The sequence below is a fragment of the Corticicoccus populi genome (genome assembly GCF_042686195.1).
Classification (GTDB): Bacteria; Bacillota; Bacilli; order Staphylococcales; family Salinicoccaceae; genus Corticicoccus; species Corticicoccus populi.
In genome coordinates this window covers 683,151-704,680 of sequence record NZ_JBHUOQ010000001.1, presented here as the reverse complement: position 1 = coordinate 704,680, position 21,530 = coordinate 683,151, and the positions used below count along the sequence as shown (strand labels likewise).

Here is a 21,530-nt window from a genome sequence, read left to right as displayed (position 1 = left end):
TTCTTCGGGATAAATGTTATAATGAAGGTCAAATACCAGCAAGATTGGAGTGCTTTATTTTGGGACGTTTTGATGAGACTATGAAATTTAACGTAGAAGACTCACGCGCGAAGCATGTAAAAGAAATTTTAACTAATGTGTACAACACTCTTGAAGAACGGGAATATGAGCCGATTAATCAATTGGTGGGATATTTACAAAGCGGTGATCCAGCGTATATTCCGCGTAATAATGAGGCCCGCAACCAGATTCGTCATGTAGACCGTGATGAGATTATGGAAGTTCTTGTGAGAACATATATCGAACGGGAAATCAATGGATAAAATTTTAGGGCTGGACGTCGGAACAAAAACTGTTGGTGTTGCGGTAAGTGATGCTTTCGGATGGACAGCCCAGGGAATCACCACATTAAAGATAGATTATCATAATGGTAAATATGGTTTTAAAGAAATTGAAAATATCGTCTCAGAACACAATGTGAAAACTGTAGTCATCGGACTGCCGAAGAATATGAATAATTCCATCGGCGAAAGCGGAGAACGTTCTATTGAATACAGTAAATTACTTGCGAAACATCTTCCAAATGTTAAAATACAATTGTGGGATGAAAGATTGAGTACCATGGGTGCAGAACGCACTTTACTTGAAGCTGATGTATCCCGCAAAAAAAGAAAAGCAGTTATTGATAAAATGGCAGCTGTGTTTATATTACAAGGATATCTAGATAATCCGGCTAAAGGAGAATAACAATGACACAAGAGATGGAATTCAACTCTGAAGAAGAGTTACTGACTCTGTATGATGAAGACGGCAACGAGGTACTATACCGCAAAATGCTGGAGTTTCACCATCCTGAATTTGGGAAAGACTATATTATATTAGCTGAAGAAGGAAACTTCAGTGATGATGATGAAGATATTGAATTGATTCCAATGATTAATGTTCCTGATGAAGACGGCGAAGGCGGTAAATTCCTGCCTGTCGAAACTGATGAGGAATGGGATATGATTGAAGAAGTTGTCAATACTCAAATGGATGAACCTGAAGAGTAAAAATAATTTTCAGAAGAAAGCTTCCAATAAGAGGTATTGGAAGCTTCTTTAACAAGAACAGGAGTATTTTATGGCTAAATCAGATGACATTCGATTTTCTAAAAGTGTCTCGTCTTACTTATCGCTGTTTATAATAATAATACTTGCTCTCGCAATTATTATAGGCGGCATCGTTGTGTATTTTTATATTTCATCATCTTCCGAGCCGCTTGATGAAAATTCTACAGAAATGACTGAAGTATCAATCGCTCCGGGATCCGGCGGCGGTGAAATTGGCGACATCCTCGAAAGTGAAGGAATTATAGGCAACGGAACAATGTTTCATATATACTTACAATTAAACAGTATCTCGGATTATCAGGCGGGGGATTATGAACTTTCTCCTTCAATGAATTATGAGCAGATTGCGAGAACACTTGAAACAGGTACTGTATATCAGGAAGTTCTATACAGAGTAACGATTCCTGAAGGCTATTCAGTTGATCAGATTGCTACGCAGATTGAAGAAAATGCGCCTGTATCTGCTGCGCGTTTCATGGAGGTCATGGAGGATGAGTCATTCATTCAGGAACTGATTGAAGAATATCCGGAAATGCTGACAGATGAAATTCTGGCAGACGATATCAAGTTCCCGCTTGAAGGTTATTTATACCCTGCAACATATGATATTACTGAAGAAGATCCGACTGTTGAAAGTATCATCAGACAGATGCTTGATGCAACACAGTCCAACAGCTTCCAGGAATATAACGCAGTTGAAGACTATCAGGTTGAATTTGAGGGAGAGTATCAGGATCAGTCATTCCATGAATTCCTGACATTTGCTTCACTAATAGAGATGGAGGCAACATCACTTGCGGACCGTTCAATGATTGCCAGTGTATTTTTGAATCGTCTGGCTTCTGACCCTGCAATGCCGCTTCAAACAGACCCGACTGTATTATATGCACTCGGTGAACATCAGGAAAGAACACTGTTTGAAGATTTAGAGGTTGAAGATCCGTATAATACGTACTTGAATACGGGACTGCCGCCGGGACCAATATCTTCACCAGGTCAAGAATCTGTACAAAGTACACTGAACCCTTCTAATACGGATTATTACTACTTCCTGTCAGACAGTGAAGGAAACAATCACTTTGCAGAAACATTTGAACAACACATAGAAAACAGAGAAGAGTACATTAACAACCAGGAATAAAAGGTACTTTTCAAAATAGATGTGATATGCTAATATATCAATAATGGTTAGAACAACTGATAACAATTGTTATCAGTTGTATTTTTTGTATATGGTGAGTTTATATGGATATAATGTCTTATATTAAAAATTTAAACACAAAAGATGAAATATTTTCTGATGTCTATCAATACGGCATCGAAAATAATGTTCCAATTATTGATTCTGATGCCCTGACTGTGGTTAAACATTTATTGAAAATTTCAGGTGCCAGGAATTATTTGGAAATCGGCACGGCGATTGGATACAGCGGTCTGCATCTATTATCCGTTTTTCCGGACTCAAAATTAATAACGATTGAGATAGATGAGGAAAAGCATCAAACGGCATTATCAAATTTTGAAAATCACAGAGTTTCTGAGCGTGTCACTGCAATAAAAGGTGATGCCAAAACTTTTGAACCTGATGCTTTATATGAATCACTGGATTTTTTATTCATCGATGCTTCTAAAGGTAACAATCAATTATTTTTTGATAAATACAGTAAGTATATAAAAAAAGGCGGCTTAATTATTGTAGACAATATTCTTTTGCGGGGACAGATCGTTGAAGAAGAATTGAGCAGCAGAAACCGCAGAAAACTGAGAGAAAAAGTAAATGATTTTAATCAAAAATTGGCAGAGTCTAATCATGAAACATCATATTTACCTGTCGGTGACGGATTATTAGTCATTACAAAAGGGTAGGTTATAATCATGGAGAAACCAACAATTATTGGTATTGCCGGCGGTTCCGGTTCTGGAAAAACATCTGTTACCCGTCAGGTGATGGAAGCTTTGGAAGGGCATAGTGTGGTATTAATTGAGCAGGATTATTATTATAAAGATCAAAGCCATTTAACGATGGATGAACGGCTGAAGACAAACTATGATCATCCGTTTGCATTTGATAATGATCTCTTAATTACGCATATCAATCAGTTAATCAACAGGGAATCCGTTGAGATTCCCACATATAATTATGCAGAGCATACAAGAAGTGAAAAAACAATTACTGTTGATCCAAAAGAAGTGATTATTGTCGAAGGTATTTTCGCACTTGAAAATGAACAGCTTCGTCAAATGATGGATGTGAAGGTTTACGTGGATACGGATTCGGATATCAGAATCTTAAGGAGAATGCGGCGTGATATTAATGAGCGCGGCAGAACTATGGATTCAGTAATTGATCAATATTTATCAGTTGTCCGTCCAATGCATCTTCAATTTGTCGAACCGACAAAAAGGCACAGCGATATTATCATCCCAGAGGGCGGAGAAAATTACGTTGCTATTGACTTAATTACTACTAAAATCAGAACATTAATTAATTAGAAATAATATACGGAGGGTTTTATAATGCAAAAAGAATTTCCAATGACACAAAGTGGATATGAACAATTACAGGAAGAACTTGAACAGTTAATTACAGTAAAAAGACCGGAAGTTGTTGAAAAAATTAAAGTAGCAAGAAGTTTCGGTGATTTATCCGAGAACTCAGAGTATGATGCAGCAAAAGACGAGCAGGGATTTGTAGAACAGGAAATCACAAAAATTGAAGACATGATCAGACACGCGAAAATTATTGAAGACAACAACAATAATAACAGTGTTCAACTTGGTAAAACTGTAACATTTATTGAACTGCCTGACGGAGATAAAGAGCAGTATCAAATCGTCGGAAGTGCTGAAGCAGATCCATTCGAAGGTAAAATCTCCAATGAATCTCCAATCGCAAAATCGCTTTTAGGAGCGAAATTAGAAGATGAAATTAATGTTCCGCTCCCAAACGGCAATGATATGAAAGTGAAAATCGTTTCCATTGACTAATAATAATGTCATTGGCATTATCGGTGCGATGAAACCGGAAGTAGATATCCTGAAGGAGTGGATGGATATCACTTCAACTGAGTACATTGCACATGTTGAAGTATTTGTTGGAACGCTTGACGGCAAAAATGTGGTGCTTGTCGAAAGTGGAATCGGCAAAGTCAATTCAAGTATGATTACCGCACTTCTGATAGAACGTTTTGATGTATGTATTGTTATCAATACCGGTGTTGCAGGCAGCCTTTCCGATAAGCTGGATGTGACTGATATGGTCGTTTCATCTGAGGTCCTTCATCATGATGTTGATGCAAGGGAGTTTGGTTATGTACTTGGTCAGGTGCCCGGGATGCCGCGTTACTATATCGCAGATAAGGGTCTTGTAAAAAGAAGCTATAATGCGATTCAGTCACTTGGAAATGTTAACGGCCATACGGGTCTCATTGTAAGTGGTGATTCATTTATCGCAGACAGTGATCAGAAACAGAAAATCACCGGTAATTTTAAACAGGCACTTGCTGTCGATATGGAGTCCGCGAGCATTGCACAGACATGCTATCAGTTTTCAACGTCGTTTGTGATCGTGCGCTCTATATCAGATAAGGCAGATGACAGTGCAGATATGACATATGATGAATTTTTGAAGAAAGCTTGTGTAAATTCATCGGAAGTTGTAAAATTATTGATAAAGGACTTGTAATCTGGAGGGGACCGTATGCTATTACTAATGATTCTTTCAATCATTATTACAGTTGTAATAGGTTATTTGATTTACAGCGAAACAGAAACAGAAGATAACGAAATTATCGAGTAAAAGAAAAGCGCCTTAAATCGTTAAGGTGCTTTTCTTTTGTGATAAAATAAAGTAAATAAAAATGATGAGGAGTACGGATATTGAATTTACTAAAAAAATACTTTTTACCGACTTCTTATGTTGAGAATATTAAAGCCATTACACCGGAGCGTTTGAAAAATATGGGTGTTAATACAGTGATGACAGATCTTGATAATACACTTGTCGCTTTCGATGAGCCTGATGCAGATAATGAGGTTGTGGAATGGTTTAGTAATCTGAAAGAGAACGGTATAAATGTAATGATTCTGTCGAACGGCAAAAGCGGCCGTGTCGGAACATTTTGTGAACCGAACGGTTTCCAGTATATCTGCAGCGCGCGAAAACCACTGTCAAAAAACTTCAGACGCGCAGTTAAAGAAATGAACGCGGATATTGAAAATACAGTTATGGTTGGAGATCAGTTAATGACGGATATTTTCGGAGCAAATAGAGTGAATATGAAAAGTATTCTTGTGATTCCTGTAAAAGATAAAGACGGTCTCGCAACAATATTAAATAGACGAATGGAAAGAATGATTATGAGATATTTTAATAAACGAGGATTATTGAGTAAGGAGGATTAATGCGTGGGTGAATTGAAATGTATCGGATGCGGTGCTGCACTGCAGTCGAATGATCAGAATCAACCGGGATATATTCCGGAGAGCGGCTTAATGAAAGAAGATGCAATTTGTAAGAGGTGTTACCGGCTGAAGCATTATAATGAAGTGATGGATGTGGATGTTGCATCCGGAGACTTTTTAACAATGCTGAACTCACTTTATGAAACAACCGGTGTTATTGTTAAAGTCATCGATGTATTTGATTTTAACGGCAGTCTTGTACCATCCTTCAACAGAATAGTAGGGGATAAAAAAGTCATTGCTGTTATTAATAAGCTGGATTTACTGCCTAAATCAACAAACAGAAAACGATTGATTCACCGTGCGAAACACATGCTGAAAGAAGCTGGTATTACAGCAGTAGAAACAGTTGCTGTCAGTGCATTAAAAAATGATGGTGTAGACGAACTTGTTGAAGTGATTTCCAAATACAGCAGTAATCAGGATGTTTATGTAGTCGGAACAACGAATGTTGGGAAGTCAACGTTAATCAATCAATTGATTAAACGTTCAACAGGAGATGATAATGTGATTACAACGAGCCGTTTCCCTGGAACGACTCTTGACTTAATCGATATTCCTTTGGATGAATCGCATTTTATTTATGATACACCGGGAATTGTCGTACCAAGCCAGATGGCTCATTATGTAAAGCCGAAAGACTTAAAATATATTACACCGGCTAAGGAAATTAAACCGAAAACATTTCAGTTAAATCCTGAACAGACTTTATTTATAGGGAACCTTGCGAGGGTTGATTTTACCGGCGGCAGACGCACGAGTTTCAGTATATACGGTTGTCAGCATTTAACTATTCACCGTACTAAATTAGAACGGGCAGATGAGTTTTATGAGAAACACTACAACACTCTTTTAGGGCCGCCGGAGCTCGACGAATCACTGCTTCTAAAGAACGGTAAGGACATCACTTTCCAAATGAATGAAGACAGTGATATTCTAATCAGCGGTCTCGCTTTTGTAGCGGTTCAAAGCGGTGCGGAAGTGACTGTCAAAGTTCCGGATGGAGTTGAAGTTTCTGTTCGTCCGACCATCTTTAAAGGGGGCGTATAGTTATGAATTTTGCTGTCATCGGCGACCCGATAAGTCATACGATGTCTCCCTTAATACACCGTGCCAATTTTAGGGCACTGCAGCTGGATGCAGATTATCAGGCGCTTCATGTGACACCTGATCATTTAAGTGTCATACGTGATACTGCCATTGAAAATGAGTTGTCAGGTTTTAATGTAACGGTTCCGCATAAAGAGAATATCATGAAATATCTTGATGAAGTGGATGTAAATGTGAAACAAATCGGTGCGGTTAACACTGTACACATCAAAGACGGAAAGTATATCGGACATAACACGGATGTCTCCGGTTATAAAAGTGCATATCTGGATGCTTTCAAAGACAGACGGAGAAAGATATTAATTCTTGGTGCAGGCGGTGCGGCAAAAGCAGTTCATCGTGCACATTCAGATCTCGGTGACGAGGTATATATTTATGCGAGAAGAAAAGAAAGTTTCGAAAGTTTTATTATAGATGATTTCACACCGGTTTCGAGTGTTGAAAATCTGAATTATGATGTCATTATAAATGCAACACCGGTCGGTCTGAAAGATGAGGATTTGTTTGAAGTTTTGAACTTGGATGCTGCGCTTGTTAATGATAAAATGATTGGTATTGATTTAATATACAATCCTGAAAAAACAAAATTTCTGACTTACTTTAATCAGAAAAACACTATGAACGGACTGCCTATGCTTGTATATCAGGCGATGCATGCTTTTAAGATATGGACCGGTATTGACGGCGATTATCAGGCTGTAAATAAGGCTTTAAAGTCACATCTTGGAGGATGAAATTATGGAAAAACTAACTTCTTCTGAAGTAAAACAACTGAAAAAATCGGCGCATCATTTAAAACCTATTTTTCAAATCGGTAAAAATGGTGTTACCGATAACTTTATAAATCAAATCAGTGATGTTCTTGAGAAACGGGAACTGATAAAAGTCTCCGTACTGCAGAACTGTCTGGAAGACAAAGATGTAATCGCAGATGACATCAGCAGACAAACCAGCAGTCATATCGTGACAATAATCGGTAACACAATCATACTGTATAAAGAATCTGTGAATCATAAACAGATTGAATTATCATGAAAATAGGTGTTTTCGGCGGTACTTTTGATCCGGTGCATACCGGGCATATGATCTCTGCTGTGGAGGCTCGGAAGACGCTGAAGCTTGATAAAGTGATTTTTATTCCGGCCTTTCAGTCTCCGCATAAGGGAGAGCCCGGCAGTGATACAAACAGACTTCAAATGCTTGAGTCTGCAGTTGAATCTTATCCGTTTTTTGAAATTGATACTTTTGAACTTAAGAACAAAGGACTCAGCTATACTTATGATACAGTGAAGTATTTAACAAACAAGTATGCCGGGGATGAACTTTATTTTTTAATCGGTACAGACCAGTATGATAATTTTGAAAAATGGTACAGGTATCAATCACTGCTTGAAATGATACACTTTGCAGTCATGAGAAGACATGATAGTAATGCCGTGATTTTAGAACCGTTTATAGATGTCGGTCAGCCGGTCATAGAGATATCTTCAACGGATATACGACACAGGATAAAAAAACAAGATGAATACCGTCATTTATTGCCGGAAAGTGTGTACGGTTATATAAAGGAGAACAATTTGTATGAAACGTAAGGATGCCAAAGAAATTGTTAAAGAAAAACTCCCTGAAAGACGTTATAAGCATTCAAAAAGAGTAGCGAAAACAGCACTTCAAATGGCGGAGATATTTAATGCTGATGAAGAAAAATGTTATCTTGCCGGAATACTGCATGACTATTCCAAATATGATGAACTTGGTGAAATGTATCAGGTGGTCACAAAATATAAATTAAATCCGAGACTGCTTGGTTTTAAAAGTGAGATTCTTCACGGACCTGTTGCTGCGGTTAAGATGAGAGAACAGTACGGTGTAGATGATGAAGAAATTTTTCAGGCGATTAAAAATCATACAACCGGACGGGCACATATGGTCCTTGTCGAGAAAATTATTTTTGTTGCCGACTACATTGAACCAAAACGTACACAGCCGGGTGTAGAGAAAATCAGAAAAATAGTTTTTGAACAAAAAAATCTGGATTTGGCAGTATATGAAATTACAAAAGCCAATCTGGAGCATTTAATTAGTAAGAACCGTTCAATCTATCAAAACACTGTTGAGTGTTACAATTATTATAATATGGTTAAGGAGTGACTGAATGTCTACGGAAGAATTACTGAACAAAATGATTGAAGCATGTGATGATAAGCGTGCTGAAGATATAATGAAATTTGATGTAAGAGAAACAAGTTCTGTGTGTGATTATTATTTAATCTGCCATGGTACATCAGACCGACAGGTGCAGGCCATTGCTGATGAAGTTAAAGAAGTTGCCAGAGACAATGACATAGAGCCGCTGATTGAAGGCTACAAGGATGCGAAATGGATTCTTTGTGACCTCCACAGTGTGGTTATCCATGTATTTTATAAACCTGAAAGAGAGTATTACAATTTAGAACGTCTGTTTACAAATGGTGAGCATGTTGGAGTCGAATAAGGCATTTTTAAGTGAATACTATGATGAGCTGACATATGACATGCCGTATAACTTATGGCTCGATATTATTCATCACTATAAAGAAGAGAGGGAATCGGTGCTTGATGTCGGCTGCGGAACGGGTGAACTAACCGGCAGGCTTGATTTTTCAAATGTTGAAGGACTGGATATATCAAGTACAATGATTGATATTGCCAAAACAAAACATCCTGATATTAATTATTTTGTTGGGGATATGACGGATTTCAACCTCTCAAGACAGTTCGATATGATTACTGCGACTGCTGACGTGATGAATTACTGCAGTGGACCGGATGTATTTGTGACAGCCTTAAAAAATATTGCAAGTCATCTAAAAGACGATGGTGTATTTATTTTCGATGTCCACAGTGTATATAAAATGAATGAAGAATTCATGGATATGACTTACAGTGATGAGACCGAACATCTCGTATATATATGGAATGCAGTTCGTGAAGAGACACCGCTCACTGTGACACATGATATGACGTTTTTTATCAAACAGGAAAATAATAAATATGAAAGATATGATGAAGTATATACTCAGAGAACCTATACTCATGAAGATATTCTCAATATGCTCGAAAAATCAGGGCTTTTATGTGTGAATGCTTTCAGTGACTTCGATATCGATCACTCTATTATTGATATTTCCGACAGAAATTTTTATATCGTAAAAAAGGCTTTGTAACTATTAGTTACAAAGTTTTTTTGAGTTTATTTATTTACTTATATTTTTAAAAAGTAAAACGCTGATTTTCCTCCATATATAAGTATAGGGTCTTATAAAAAGGAGAGATAAGATGGTGAAAGAATTTATCAATCAGTTTAAATGGTATTTTGCAGGAGGCGCTGCAGTCATACTGATATTATCTGTTTTCTGGCTGATGAACAGTAAGGATATTGAAGTGATTGAAAGTGCAGAAATAGAGGATACAGTGCCTGAAACTGAAGACGCGGAAACTGAATCGGTTGAAGCAGAATCATCAACATTTTTTGTAGAAGTGAAAGGTGCAGTGAAATCACCTGGTGTTTATGAGCTTGCGAAAGATGCCCGTGTGATTAATGTACTTGATATGGCGGGGCTTCTCTCTGTGTCTGATTTGAAGAGTGTCAATCAGTCTCAAAAAATATCGGACGAGATGGTGATTTATGTGCCGTACGAAGGTGAAGAAGTCGAAGCTGATTTTTCGTCCGAAGATGAAAAGTCTGAGGAAACGGATACTGTAAATATTAATACAGCTGATATAAATGATCTGACGACATTAAACGGCATCGGCGAGAAGAAAGCAGCACTGATTATTGAGTACAGGGAAGCGAACGGGCTGTTTATGAAAAAAGAAGACCTGATGAATATTTCCGGTATCGGTGAAAAAACATTTGAAAGTCTCGAACCGTATATTACAATAGAATAGAGAAAGAGGGGATAAAATGCGTATAGACTGGCACGAATATTTTCTGGCACAAAGCCACCTGTTAAGACTCCGTTCCACTTGTGAGAGATTAAAGGTAGGGGCAACCATTGTTAAAGACAACCGGGTGATTGCAGGCGGGTATAACGGCTCTGTATCCGGCGAAGACCATTGTATTGATGCCGGGTGTTATATTGAGGGTGGTCACTGTATAAGAACCATTCATGCAGAAATCAATGCGATACTGCAGTGTTCAAAATTCGGGGTATCAACAGAAGGTGCGAGCATTTATGTCACGCATTTTCCCTGCGTCCATTGTACGAAATCAATTATCCAGGCAGGCATTAAAAACATTTACTATGCGGAAGATTATAAAAATCATCCGTATGCATTGGAATTACTGGACAAAACAGGTGTGGAATACCACCGCATTCATCTTGATAAACAAAAAATAGCACGTTACTTTGAAACCTTCTCATGACAGCCTTCTTAGTGCTGTTGGCCGTTATTACAGGATTCATATTGACGATAAGCCCCTTTGCGGGCTTATTTTTTTTGCTCGTCACGCTACTTATCGCCGTCAGAAGATGCACGAATAAACTGATGGGTGCTTTAGTATTATTGACGACAATCATCACTTTTATTTTCGCAGATCAAATGACATACAGTGATGCAGTTGAGAGCATTCCCTCATTTGTTGTAGTGGATTATAAGTACTACAGAGAAAGTTTAAGCTACATTGTTGAATCAGACGGGAATAAGTTTGATCTGTATTCATCTCAGAAGCTTCTCATCGGAGACCGGTGCAGCGGTCCGTTTTCAATTGAAGTTCCGGGTGAAGAACGAAATTTCATTAAAAAGAATGAACGTCTCAGGCTCTTAATGAATGGTGTCGACGGGAGGATATACGATGACGACATTCAGCACTGTGAACCGGTTGAAAAATCTTTCATAATGAAAATCAGTCAAATGAGATCTGACTATATTAATAAAATTTTAAGCAGTACAGGCGGCAGCTTTAAATTCGATGTCATCACGTTGTCCATCGGCAACAAATCATACATTGAGTCGAAATTTTTTGATGCACTTCAGAAACTCGGTATATATCACCTATATGTAATTTCAGGCACACATGTGGCATTTATCACCGGAGTGCTTTTTTTCATATTCAAAAAGATGAGACTGACGATTCAAACGATTAAATGGCTGTTGATTACAGTATTGATTCTGTTTCTCCTGTTTAATTTCTTCAGCCCCAGTGTTTTCAGAGCAGTGTTTATGGCTGTTGTTCTGTTTATCACATCAATGTTCCGCAGGAAGCCGTACTTAACGGTCATTTCTGTATCGGCACTAATTCAAATTATGATGAATCCGTTGGTGATTTTTCATGCAGGCTTTCAGCTGTCATACATTACAACTTATTTTATATTATTGTCCCGGACATTTTTTGCAGATGTTTCTCCAGTAAAGCAGCTTTTCGGTATTACAGTGATTGCTGAATTATCTACTATTATGATTGTTATTGTGCAATTTAATGAAATTAGTATGAGCGGTATAGTAATGAATATGATTTTTGTTCCTTTGTTCTCGATCATTATTTTTCCAGCAGTCATTCTGTATAATTTGGCTGTTCTGTTAAATTCCACTTATTTCTTTAATGATTTAATCGAATGGATATTTACCTGGTTCCAGCAGTTAATCATGTTTCTCGGAAGTGCTTTTAAACACCGTTTCCCGGTAAGGAATATGAATGATTTTCTGATTGTTGTTTTAGTGATTTTGACGTATATCATGTCTAAGATGCTTCTTTTAGGCCGTTATAGACAGTTGATTTTCACTGCTTTAGTGTTTTTCGTCTTATTATTTTTGAACAATAAAATTCAGTATAATGATTTTACAGTATCAATGGTGGATGTCGGACAGGGTGATGCATTTATTATTGAAGACCATAATAATGATACGGTGGTTCTAATTGATACCGGCGGCAGATTTTACATGGATGATTCAAATGTGAAGCAGTCGGAGAAGAATATTCTTCCGTATTTAAAGGAACAGGGAATAGATACAATAGACATGATGATATTAACGCACATGGACATTGATCATATGGGTGAGAGCAAGCATATAATCTCGAAATTGAAGGTGGAGCGCCTTGTGGTCAATCAGATGGATATCAAATTTCGGGAATGGTATTCAGATCTTCGAAATTTTAAAGGGGATTTGATTGATTCAAACAGTTTCAGAAGTTTAAAAGCAGGAAATATAGAAATTCAAAATCTGTACTTTGATTATTTATCAAGTTCAGAATCATCGAATGATTTCTCAATTGTACTGAAATTAAAAATGAATGCATATACATTTTTAATGACTGGAGATATGACAGGGGACATGGAGGAAAATTTAATTAATAGTGGTCAGGATGTCACTGCTGACGTATTAAAACTCGCACATCACGGTTCAAATTCATCTTCAACAGAGGAGTTTCTCAGTGCTGTAAACTATCACACAGTTCTTGTGTCTGCAGGAGTAAACAACAGGTATCATCACCCGGATACTGAAGTGATGGAAAGAGTCGGGAATACACACATATACAGTACCGTAACTGACGGCATGGTGCGTTTTAAAATTCGTGAAAATATAATGTGCAGTGAAGCAAAACTCACTGATGAGAAAAAATTGTGTATAAAAAAAGACGAATGAAAACATTCGTCTTTTAAAATATCAGTTACCAGAGTCTGCTCACGATTTCAAAGGCCTGAGCAATTACATAAATTGCAGTGAAGCCGAGTAAGCCGACAACAAATGCAAGACCCGCATCAATGACATCATTGTTTTTAGACTGCACTTGTTTTTCGAATTTATTCATACGAAAACCCCCATTAACTTCTCATAATCTAGTATATGATAAATATTAAAAAAAAGCTATAATAGATTTATCGGTTTAAAGGTGGGACAAACATGAATTTAATTCAACTTATATATGGAAGCAACGTCATGCGGATTGATGAAAAAGCGGCGTCAATCTCTAAACAGTATGTCGGTGAGCCGGATGACTTTAATCTGATTACACTCAACTATAAAGAAACACCGGTCGAAGCACTGATTGAAGAAGCACAGACACTGCCATTTTTATCTGATAAGAAGGCTCTGATTATTAATGATGTCTTTTCATTTACAGGGGCCAGGGTGAAAAGTGATGTGAATCACGATATTGATTTGCTGCTTGAATACATTTCAAATAAAAATGATGATACTCTGATTATTTTTAAAGTGTTCAATGAACAGCTTGATAAGCGTAAAAAGCTGACTAAGCTGATTCAGAAAAATGGACAGGTTACAGAAATATCGGAAATGACTGAAAATGAACTGCTTGAATATATCAAAAAAAATCTGCAGGAAGAAAATATTAATATGAGTGATGAAACAGCACAGTTATTTCTGCATAGGACGGGAATGAACTATACGGTTGTTACAAATGAACTTCGAAAACTGATGCTTTATGTAGATGATAATGTGACAAATCAGGATGTTGAAGAGATAGTCAGTATCTCTTTGGAACAGAATATATTTAAACTGACAGAATATATTTTGAACGGCAGAAAAACTGAAGCGGTACAACTTGTCAGAGAGTTGATACTTCAAAAAGAAGAACCCATGCAGCTTCTGCATTTAATCATCAGTCAGTTCAGACTGTTATATCAGGTGAAACTGTTGATGGGTGAAGGATTTCAACAGGATTATATTGCGAGGGAACTTAAAGTGCATCCGTACAGAGTCAAACTTGCACAGCGTGAAGTAAGAAGATATCAGCAGAATGTACTGGAAGAGAAAATGGTGAAATGCCGTGATATGGATTATCGGTTTAAATCCAGTTATTTAGACAGGGAAACATTATTTGAATTATTTTTGCTTGAAATATAAAAATAAAAAACCTTCTACTTAAAGAAGGTTTTTTTATTATTTAGACATCAATTGTGATTTAACACGTGCAGCTTTGTTATCATGAATTAAATTGTTTTTAGCAGCTTTATCAACAAGTTTCACTGCGTAGCTTTCTAATTCACCAGCGTTTTCTGCATTGTTTTCTTTAGCAGTTTTAGCGTTCTTTACTGCTGAGCGCATTTTGTTTTTCTGAGCAATGTTTGCATCCTGCGCATTTTGGTTAGTTTTAACACGTTTAATTGCAGATTTAATATTAGGCATAAGATTCACCTCCAAATTATAGTTGTACAACTTTAATTGCAACAAGAAATATTGTACCAAAAGTGTCGCACGGATGCAATATAAAGCAGAAAATGAATTGAAGAAAAATCTTCTAGTTGTTATAATATGAACATTCGAGTAAAAGGAAAGTTGGACCGTTAATGAATCAAAATGACCGCACTACCCGACAGGAACGGATTAGAAATTTCTCAATTATTGCCCATATTGATCATGGTAAATCTACGCTTGCAGACCGTATTTTAGAAAATACGCAGTCTGTTGCGACAAGAGACATGAAGGCACAGTTACTGGACTCAATGGATATTGAGCGTGAAAGAGGTATTACAATAAAATTAAATGCTGTACGCTTGAAGTACACAGCAAAAGATGGAAAAGACTATATATTTCATCTGATTGATACACCGGGACACGTCGATTTTACGTATGAGGTTTCGAGGTCTCTTGCAGCTTGTGAAGGTGCAGTGCTCGTAGTCGATGCCGCTCAGGGGATTGAAGCGCAGACGCTCGCAAATGTTTATCTGGCACTGGATAATGATTTGGAACTTGTTCCTGTAATGAACAAAATCGATCTTCCGGCAGCTGACCCGGAAAGAGTTGCGCAGGAAGTTGAGGATGTTATCGGACTTGATAAAGATGATGTTATTCAGGCCTCCGCGAAAGCGAATATCGGTATTGAAGAAATTCTTGAAAGAATTGTAGAAACAGTGCCGCCTCCAAAAGGAGATATTGATGCGCCGTTAAAAGCATTAATTTTTGACTCTGTATTTGACCCTTATAAAGGTGTCATCTCATCAATCCGTATCGTTGAAGGTTCAGTTAAAGCCGGAGACCGCATCAAAATGATGGCGACAGGTAAAGAGTTTGAAGTGACGGAAGTGGGGATTAACACTCCTAAGCCGATGCCTGTAGATGAACTGTCTGTCGGCGATGTTGGTTTTATTGTTGCATCTATTAAAAATGTCAGTGATTCAAGAGTCGGCGATACAATTACGCTTGCGAAAAATCCTGCAACAGAACCTTTGGAAGGTTATAAAAAGATGAACCCGATGGTGTTCTGTGGAATGTATCCGATTGATTCAGCGAAATATAATGATTTAAGAGATGCGCTTGAAAAGCTGGAACTTAATGATTCATCACTGCAGTATGAGCCGGAAACATCTCAGGCGTTAGGTTTCGGTTTCAGAACCGGTTTCCTCGGTCTCCTGCACATGGAGATAGTACAGGAAAGGATTGAACGTGAGTTCGGTATCGATTTAATCGCAACCGCTCCGTCTGTAATTTATGAAGTTTCTTTAACGGATGGTTCTAAAGTGAGAGTGGACAACCCTGCACAAATGCCGGATCCTCAGAAGATTGACCGCATTGAAGAGCCTTACGTAAAATCTACAATTATGGTTCCTAATGATTATGTGGGTGCTGTAATGGAACTTTGTCAGAGAAAACGCGGAAACTTTATCACGATGGATTATCTGGATGATATCAGAGTGAATATCATTTATGAAATTCCGTTATCAGAGATTGTTTTTGATTTCTTTGATCAGCTGAAATCACAGACGAAAGGCTATGCTTCTTTCGACTATGAATTAATCGGCTATAAAGAAAGCAGACTTGTGAAGATGGATATTCTCTTAAACGGTGAGAAGGTTGATGCATTAAGCATTATTGTTCACAGAGATTTTGCCTATGACCGTGGGAAAATCATTGTTGAGAAGCTTAAAAACCTGATACCGAGACAGCAGTTTGAAGTGCCGGTACAGGCAGCAATCGGGCAGAAAATTGTATCCAGAACAAACATTAAGTCGATGGGTAAAAATGTCCTGTCCAAATGTTACGGCGGAGATATCAGCCGTAAGCGTAAACTTCTTGAAAAACAAAAAGAAGGTAAGAAGAAGATGAAGGCAGTCGGAAGTGTGGAAATTCCTCAGGAGGCATTTCTTGCTGTACTTAAAATGGATGATGATTAAACAATAAGCCACTAATATTAGTGGCTTATATGTTGTTAGGAGATAAAAATGGACAGTTTGTATATTCACATTCCTTTTTGCAATCGGATATGTACTTATTGTGATTTTAATAAAGTGCTGATAAAAAATCAGCCGGTGGATGAGTATATCGATGCATTGATACAAGAATTGTCACAAATTGAAATCCGAACCTTCAAAACAATCTTTGTCGGGGGCGGTACACCGACTGCATTGACAGTATCCCAGCTCGACAGACTGCTGGTGTTTATTAACAAGACATTTATAGTGACGCATGAATTTAGTTTTGAAGCGAATCCGGATGAATTAACTGAAGAAAAGTTAAATGTACTTAATGCACACGGTGTAAACAGAATCAGTCTCGGCATTCAGACATTTAATAATGAGCTGTTAAAAGTTCTTGGAAGGACACACCAGCTGGATGACATTTACAATAGTATCAATCATTTAAATAAAATTGGACTCAGTAATTATTCTATTGATTTAATGTATAATCTGCCGGGAGAATCTACGGGGGATATTGAAGACAGTCTCAAACATGTTGAAATGATCCGCCCGAAGCATGTATCGTGGTATTCATTGATTATTGAGCCGCATACGGTGTTTTATAATAAGATTAAAGCCGGTAAGATGAAAATTGCTGATGACAGTATTGAACAGAAGAAATATGAACGTGTGATGGAAGGTTTAACTGCCCTCGGCTATCCGCAGTACGAAATATCAAATTTTGCGGAAGAGGCGTTTGAATCCATGCATAATAAAACGTACTGGAAAAATGAGTATTATTACGGTGCCGGTGCCGGAAGTCACGGCTATACACCTGGCAGGCGCTACTATAATATCAAACCGGTTAATCATTACATTAATACCATGAATGAAACCGGCAGCGTTGTGAAAGAAGTCATTGAAATATCGGATAAGGAAAGAATGGAGGAAGAGATGTTTCTCGGTCTCCGCATGAATAAGGGTGTAAACAAAACACGTTTTAAAGAAAAATTCGGCAGTGACATTGAAAGTGTGTACGGCTCTGTAATTAATGAGCTTGAGAATAAAAATCTGATAGCAGGGAACGATGATTATATTGCTCTCACAAAGCACGGACGTATTGTAGGCAATGAGGTTTTCAGCGAATTTTTATTATAGTTAAAGAAGTTAAAAAAAGTGAGGCTTCATCATTGACATACTTTGACCAATTTGATAAATTATAATTAGCACTTGAGGAGATAGAGTGCTAATGAGGTGGAGTCAATGCTCACAAATAGACAGGAGATTATCCTTTTTCACATTGTGGATGATTTTTTGAAGACAATGAATCCGGTTAGCTCAAAGTATTTAATTGAGAAATATTCATTGGATATATCGAGCGCGACCGTCAGAAATGATATGGCTAAGCTTGAAGCGGACGGTTTTTTAACGAAACCGCACACTTCAGCCGGGAGAATACCTTCAAGACAAGCTTTAAAATACTATATCAGTATTTTGAGTGAGAATCTTGATGACAGCCTGGAAGAGCCGTATCGATTGAATTACAGAGGGGTTCAGGACCCCGGACTTATATCACAGGAAATTGCCAGAGAGATAAGCCAAATGACAAACCATTTGACTCAAGTGTCCCTTACAGGCAGAAACGAGGTCGTCAAGGCTTTGTATTTAACGCCGATCAGCGGGCATCTTTTATTGGTTATCGTGGTGCTTGATACGGGGGATATTAGGAAAATCCCTGTGACGCTGCCGTCAGATGTTACGATGGAGGAAATTGAGTTCCTCGGTAATTTACTGAATCAGGCAGTTGCCGATCAATCACTGGCGCTTATCGATACAATGGTAAACATTCCGCATCCGAAAGCAAGTATTAATCAACTGATTATGGATATATCAGAAGCACTGACAAGTGTCACACGACCTTCTATGGTCAGCGGACATTCAGGCTTTAATCATTTGATTCAGCAGATTAGTTCTGACTCGAATACTCTGCAGATGCTGTATGATGCGATTGAAACCAATCAATTGTCATCAATAGTGGATCTCGACCGTTTGAACGGTGTAGAAGTATATCTAAGCGATGATCTGGAGAAGGAATACCATTCGATTTCTGTGATTACTACTAATTTCAAACAATTTGGCGTCAGTGGGAATTTGATGATTATCGGTCCTGAAATCATGGGCTATAAAGAAGTCATAAAACTCCTGTACGCCATTAAAAATCAGGATGTAAAAGGAAGTGACTCGCGTGACGAACAAAGAAACTGATGAAGCGGTAAAAGATTTAACTGAAGAACAAAAAGAAACAGTATCAGACTCCCCGGAGACTGATGAAAATACTGACAACTCAGAAGAAACAGAAGCGGTCGATGAGAAGCAGGAAGAAATTGAACGCTTAAAACAACAGGTGGATACAGAAGAAGAAAAATATTTAAAACTGCTTGCTGAGTTTGAGAACTTTAAGCGCAGAAACAAGCAGGAAAATGATACAAACAACAAATACAGAGACCAGAAATTTGCTGAGAATCTTTTACCTGTACTTGACAACCTGGAGAGAGCATTAGCTATCGAGGGTGATTCAGAGTCATTTGTCTCACTGAAAAAAGGTGTCGAGATGGTTCACAAGGATTTTTCAAATATATTCGAAAATCATGGTATTACTACAGTGAAAAGTGTCGGAGAAGTTTTTGACCCGAATGTTCACCAGGCAGTAATGTCTGAAGCTTCAGAAGAGGAATCAGGTATCGTGATTGAAGAGTTCCAAAAAGGGTATAAGCTGAAAGATCGTGTACTGAGACCATCAATGGTAAAAGTAAGCGAATAAATAATATAATATATGATGGAGGAATTATATAATGAGTAAAGTAATTGGAATTGACTTAGGTACAACAAACTCAGTTGTATCTGTATTAGAAGGCGGAGAAGCAAAAGTAATTCAAAACGCAGAGGGTAACCGTACAACTCCTTCAGTTGTTGCATTTAAAAACGGTGAGCGCCAGGTCGGTGAAGTAGCAAAACGCCAGGCAATTACAAACCCGAACACAATCATGTCCATTAAAAGACACATGGGTACAGATTATAAAGAAAAAATTGAAGATAAAGAATTTACACCTCAGGAAATTTCAGCAATGATTCTGCAGAACTTAAAAGAAACTGCTGAAAGCTATCTTGGTGAAAAAGTTGATAAAGCAGTTGTTACTGTTCCTGCCTACTTCAATGACTCTGAACGTCAGGCAACTAAAGATGCTGGTAAAATTGCCGGTCTTGCAGTAGAACGTATTATTAACGAACCGACAGCTGCAGCACTTGCATACGGCCTGGATAAACAGGAGCAGGACCAAAAAGTACTTGTCTTTGACCTCGGCGGCGGTACGTTCGACGTATCCCTTCTTGAACTTGGTGACGGCGTATTTGATGTTCTTGCAACAGCAGGTGACAACCGTCTCGGCGGAGATGATTTTGATGAAGTCATCATCAACTTCCTGGTTGATACTTTCAAAAAAGAAAATGGTATCGACTTATCAAATGATAAAATGGCAATGCAGCGTTTGAAAGATGCAGCTGAAAAAGCGAAAAAAGACTTATCAGGTGTATCTTCTACACAAATTTCACTGCCGTTTATTTCAGCAGGCGAAGCAGGACCACTGCACCTTGAAACAACATTATCACGTGCAAAATTTGAAGAATTATCAAGTGATTTAGTTAAACGTACTATGGAGCCGACACGTCAGGCAATCAAAGACTCTGGTTTGGATAAAAGCGAAATTGACGAAGTAATTCTTGTTGGGGGTTCAACACGTATTCCTGCAGTACAGGAAGCAATCAAGAAAGAGGTCGGCAAAGAGCCGAACCGCAGTGTAAACCCTGATGAAGTAGTAGCAATGGGTGCTGCAATCCAGGGCGGTGTTCTTTCTGGAGATGTGAAAGATGTTGTATTACTTGATGTAACACCATTATCATTAGGTATTGAAACTATGGGTAATGTTTCAACAGTTCTGATTGAGAGAAATACGACAATTCCTACAAGTAAATCACAAGTATTCTCTACAGCTGCAGATAATCAGCCGGCAGTAGATATCCACGTTCTTCAAGGTGAGCGTCCGATGGCAAGCGACAATAAAACGCTCGGCAGATTCCAATTAACGGATATTCCGCCGGCACCACGCGGTGTACCTCAAGTCGAAGTGACATTCGATATCGACAAAAACGGTATTGTTAATGTAACTGCAAAAGATCAGGGTACTGGTAAAGAGCAGAAAATTACAATTCAATCTTCTTCCAATCTTTCCGATGATGACATCGACAGAATGGTTAAAGAAGCAGAAGATAATGCAGAAGACGACAAAAAACGCCGTGAAGAAGTGGACCTCCGCAATGAGGCAGATCAGTTAGTATTTACAACTGATAAAACAATTGAAGATTTAGGCGATAAAGTCGAAGCTGATGAAAAAGAAAAAGCAGAAGCTGCGAAAGAAGAATTGAAAACTGCATTAGAAGGTTCTGACATGGAAGACATTAAAGCTAAAAAAGACAGTCTTGAAGAAATTATCCAGGGTCTATCTATGAAGCTTTATGAACAAATGGCTCAGGAACAACAGGCAGAAGGTGCTGAGAACACAGAATCTCAGGATGATGTTGTGGATGCAGACTTCAAAGAAGTAGATGAAGACGATAAAAAGTAAGTTGAAGTAAGTTTTTATAAAAGTCAAAGCCAATGGATTTGGCTTTG

27 protein-coding genes are annotated in these 21,530 nt (G+C 38.0%); 25 read left to right on the top strand and 2 right to left on the bottom strand.

Going from position 1 to position 21,530, the window contains the following annotated elements; all coding sequences use genetic code 11:
- Positions 1 to 59: 59 nt before the first annotated feature.
- From ACFSX4_RS03705 to ACFSX4_RS03615, 19 genes are all read left to right on the top strand, one after another.
- Positions 60 to 323 (top strand): IreB family regulatory phosphoprotein, encoded by a 264-nt coding sequence (locus ACFSX4_RS03705; protein ID WP_377771662.1) that lies wholly within the window; start codon positions 60 to 62, stop codon positions 321 to 323.
- The gene (ruvX, locus tag ACFSX4_RS03700) at positions 316 to 747 is read left to right on the top strand and encodes a Holliday junction resolvase RuvX (RefSeq protein ID WP_377771660.1); all 432 of its coding nucleotides are present in this window, start codon (positions 316 to 318) and stop codon (positions 745 to 747) included. Before ACFSX4_RS03705 ends, ruvX begins: the two co-directional genes overlap by 8 nt.
- A gap of 2 nt (positions 748 to 749) precedes the next feature.
- Complete coding sequence (locus ACFSX4_RS03695) at positions 750 to 1,052, top strand: DUF1292 domain-containing protein (RefSeq protein ID WP_377771658.1); 303 nt, start codon at positions 750 to 752, stop codon at positions 1,050 to 1,052.
- Positions 1,053 to 1,122: 70 nt separating this feature from the next.
- Positions 1,123 to 2,253: an endolytic transglycosylase MltG gene (gene mltG / locus ACFSX4_RS03690; protein WP_377771656.1), complete on the top strand. Its 1,131-nt coding sequence runs from the start codon at positions 1,123 to 1,125 to the stop codon at positions 2,251 to 2,253.
- A 104-nt stretch (positions 2,254 to 2,357) separates the two neighbouring features.
- Positions 2,358 to 2,978: an O-methyltransferase gene (locus ACFSX4_RS03685; RefSeq protein WP_377771655.1), complete on the top strand. Its 621-nt coding sequence runs from the start codon at positions 2,358 to 2,360 to the stop codon at positions 2,976 to 2,978.
- A 9-nt stretch (positions 2,979 to 2,987) separates the two neighbouring features.
- On the top strand, positions 2,988 to 3,605 hold the full coding sequence (gene udk / locus ACFSX4_RS03680) for a uridine kinase (RefSeq protein ID WP_377771653.1): 618 nt from the start codon (positions 2,988 to 2,990) through the stop codon (positions 3,603 to 3,605).
- Positions 3,606 to 3,629: 24 nt separating this feature from the next.
- Complete coding sequence (greA, locus tag ACFSX4_RS03675; protein ID WP_377771652.1) at positions 3,630 to 4,100, top strand: transcription elongation factor GreA; 471 nt, start codon at positions 3,630 to 3,632, stop codon at positions 4,098 to 4,100.
- Positions 4,093 to 4,797, top strand: a complete 705-nt coding sequence (locus tag ACFSX4_RS03670; protein ID WP_377771650.1) for a 5'-methylthioadenosine/adenosylhomocysteine nucleosidase — start codon at positions 4,093 to 4,095, stop codon at positions 4,795 to 4,797. Before greA ends, ACFSX4_RS03670 begins: the two co-directional genes overlap by 8 nt.
- 194 nt (positions 4,798 to 4,991) lie before the next feature.
- Entirely contained in the window at positions 4,992 to 5,516 is a 525-nt protein-coding gene (locus tag ACFSX4_RS03665) for a YqeG family HAD IIIA-type phosphatase (protein WP_377771648.1), read from the top strand.
- A gap of 3 nt (positions 5,517 to 5,519) precedes the next feature.
- Entirely contained in the window at positions 5,520 to 6,626 is a 1,107-nt protein-coding gene (yqeH, locus tag ACFSX4_RS03660; RefSeq protein ID WP_377771646.1) for a ribosome biogenesis GTPase YqeH, read from the top strand.
- A gap of 2 nt (positions 6,627 to 6,628) precedes the next feature.
- Positions 6,629 to 7,420 carry a shikimate dehydrogenase gene (aroE, locus tag ACFSX4_RS03655; protein WP_377771644.1) on the top strand — a complete coding sequence of 264 codons (792 nt, stop codon included), beginning with the start codon at positions 6,629 to 6,631 and terminating at the stop codon, positions 7,418 to 7,420.
- A 4-nt stretch (positions 7,421 to 7,424) separates the two neighbouring features.
- Positions 7,425 to 7,721, top strand: coding sequence for a ribosome assembly RNA-binding protein YhbY (gene yhbY, locus ACFSX4_RS03650; RefSeq protein ID WP_377771642.1), 297 nt, complete (start codon positions 7,425 to 7,427; stop codon positions 7,719 to 7,721).
- Entirely contained in the window at positions 7,718 to 8,278 is a 561-nt protein-coding gene (gene nadD, locus ACFSX4_RS03645) for a nicotinate (nicotinamide) nucleotide adenylyltransferase (protein WP_377771640.1), read from the top strand. The genes yhbY and nadD overlap by 4 nt, the downstream gene beginning before the upstream one ends.
- A complete protein-coding gene (yqeK, locus tag ACFSX4_RS03640; protein ID WP_377771638.1) occupies positions 8,268 to 8,837 on the top strand; it encodes a bis(5'-nucleosyl)-tetraphosphatase (symmetrical) YqeK in 570 nt (189 codons plus the stop codon). The genes nadD and yqeK overlap by 11 nt, the downstream gene beginning before the upstream one ends.
- Before the next feature lie 4 nt (positions 8,838 to 8,841).
- The gene (gene rsfS / locus ACFSX4_RS03635; protein WP_377771636.1) at positions 8,842 to 9,180 is read left to right on the top strand and encodes a ribosome silencing factor; all 339 of its coding nucleotides are present in this window, start codon (positions 8,842 to 8,844) and stop codon (positions 9,178 to 9,180) included.
- The gene (locus ACFSX4_RS03630) at positions 9,167 to 9,892 is read left to right on the top strand and encodes a class I SAM-dependent DNA methyltransferase (RefSeq protein ID WP_377771634.1); all 726 of its coding nucleotides are present in this window, start codon (positions 9,167 to 9,169) and stop codon (positions 9,890 to 9,892) included. Before rsfS ends, ACFSX4_RS03630 begins: the two co-directional genes overlap by 14 nt.
- Before the next feature lie 112 nt (positions 9,893 to 10,004).
- A complete protein-coding gene (locus ACFSX4_RS03625; RefSeq protein WP_377771632.1) occupies positions 10,005 to 10,616 on the top strand; it encodes a helix-hairpin-helix domain-containing protein in 612 nt (203 codons plus the stop codon).
- 16 nt (positions 10,617 to 10,632) lie between these two features.
- The gene (locus ACFSX4_RS03620; protein ID WP_377771630.1) at positions 10,633 to 11,094 is read left to right on the top strand and encodes a ComE operon protein 2; all 462 of its coding nucleotides are present in this window, start codon (positions 10,633 to 10,635) and stop codon (positions 11,092 to 11,094) included.
- A 140-nt stretch (positions 11,095 to 11,234) separates the two neighbouring features.
- Complete coding sequence (locus ACFSX4_RS03615; RefSeq protein WP_377771628.1) at positions 11,235 to 13,313, top strand: DNA internalization-related competence protein ComEC/Rec2; 2,079 nt, start codon at positions 11,235 to 11,237, stop codon at positions 13,311 to 13,313.
- Between the two features lie 25 nt (positions 13,314 to 13,338).
- Here the strand turns inward: ACFSX4_RS03615 and ACFSX4_RS03610 are convergent, their stop codons facing one another.
- Positions 13,339 to 13,479 carry a YqzM family protein gene (locus ACFSX4_RS03610; RefSeq protein ID WP_377771626.1) on the bottom strand — a complete coding sequence of 47 codons (141 nt, stop codon included), beginning with the start codon at positions 13,477 to 13,479 and terminating at the stop codon, positions 13,339 to 13,341.
- Positions 13,480 to 13,571: 92 nt separating this feature from the next.
- Here ACFSX4_RS03610 and holA point away from each other — a divergent pair, with 92 nt between their 5' ends.
- Entirely contained in the window at positions 13,572 to 14,534 is a 963-nt protein-coding gene (holA, locus tag ACFSX4_RS03605) for a DNA polymerase III subunit delta (protein WP_377771624.1), read from the top strand.
- A 36-nt stretch (positions 14,535 to 14,570) separates the two neighbouring features.
- On the opposite strand, the gene rpsT is transcribed toward holA, so the two are convergent.
- On the bottom strand, positions 14,571 to 14,816 hold the full coding sequence (gene rpsT, locus ACFSX4_RS03600) for a 30S ribosomal protein S20 (protein WP_377771622.1): 246 nt from the start codon (positions 14,814 to 14,816) through the stop codon (positions 14,571 to 14,573).
- Positions 14,817 to 14,977: 161 nt separating this feature from the next.
- On the opposite strand from rpsT, the gene lepA reads away from it, so the two are divergent.
- The 5 genes from lepA to dnaK all read left to right on the top strand — a co-directional run bounded on the left by lepA (position 14,978) and on the right by dnaK (position 21,483).
- The gene (lepA, locus tag ACFSX4_RS03595; RefSeq protein ID WP_377771620.1) at positions 14,978 to 16,801 is read left to right on the top strand and encodes a translation elongation factor 4; all 1,824 of its coding nucleotides are present in this window, start codon (positions 14,978 to 14,980) and stop codon (positions 16,799 to 16,801) included.
- Between the two features lie 42 nt (positions 16,802 to 16,843).
- Positions 16,844 to 17,962, top strand: coding sequence for a radical SAM family heme chaperone HemW (gene hemW / locus ACFSX4_RS03590; RefSeq protein ID WP_377773437.1), 1,119 nt, complete (start codon positions 16,844 to 16,846; stop codon positions 17,960 to 17,962).
- 105 nt (positions 17,963 to 18,067) lie between these two features.
- Positions 18,068 to 19,069 (top strand): heat-inducible transcriptional repressor HrcA, encoded by a 1,002-nt coding sequence (gene hrcA, locus ACFSX4_RS03585; RefSeq protein ID WP_377771618.1) that lies wholly within the window; start codon positions 18,068 to 18,070, stop codon positions 19,067 to 19,069.
- The gene (gene grpE / locus ACFSX4_RS03580; RefSeq protein WP_377771616.1) at positions 19,050 to 19,625 is read left to right on the top strand and encodes a nucleotide exchange factor GrpE; all 576 of its coding nucleotides are present in this window, start codon (positions 19,050 to 19,052) and stop codon (positions 19,623 to 19,625) included. The genes hrcA and grpE overlap by 20 nt, the downstream gene beginning before the upstream one ends.
- A 31-nt stretch (positions 19,626 to 19,656) precedes the next feature.
- Entirely contained in the window at positions 19,657 to 21,483 is a 1,827-nt protein-coding gene (dnaK, locus tag ACFSX4_RS03575) for a molecular chaperone DnaK (RefSeq protein WP_377771614.1), read from the top strand.
- Positions 21,484 to 21,530 lie beyond the last annotated feature (47 nt).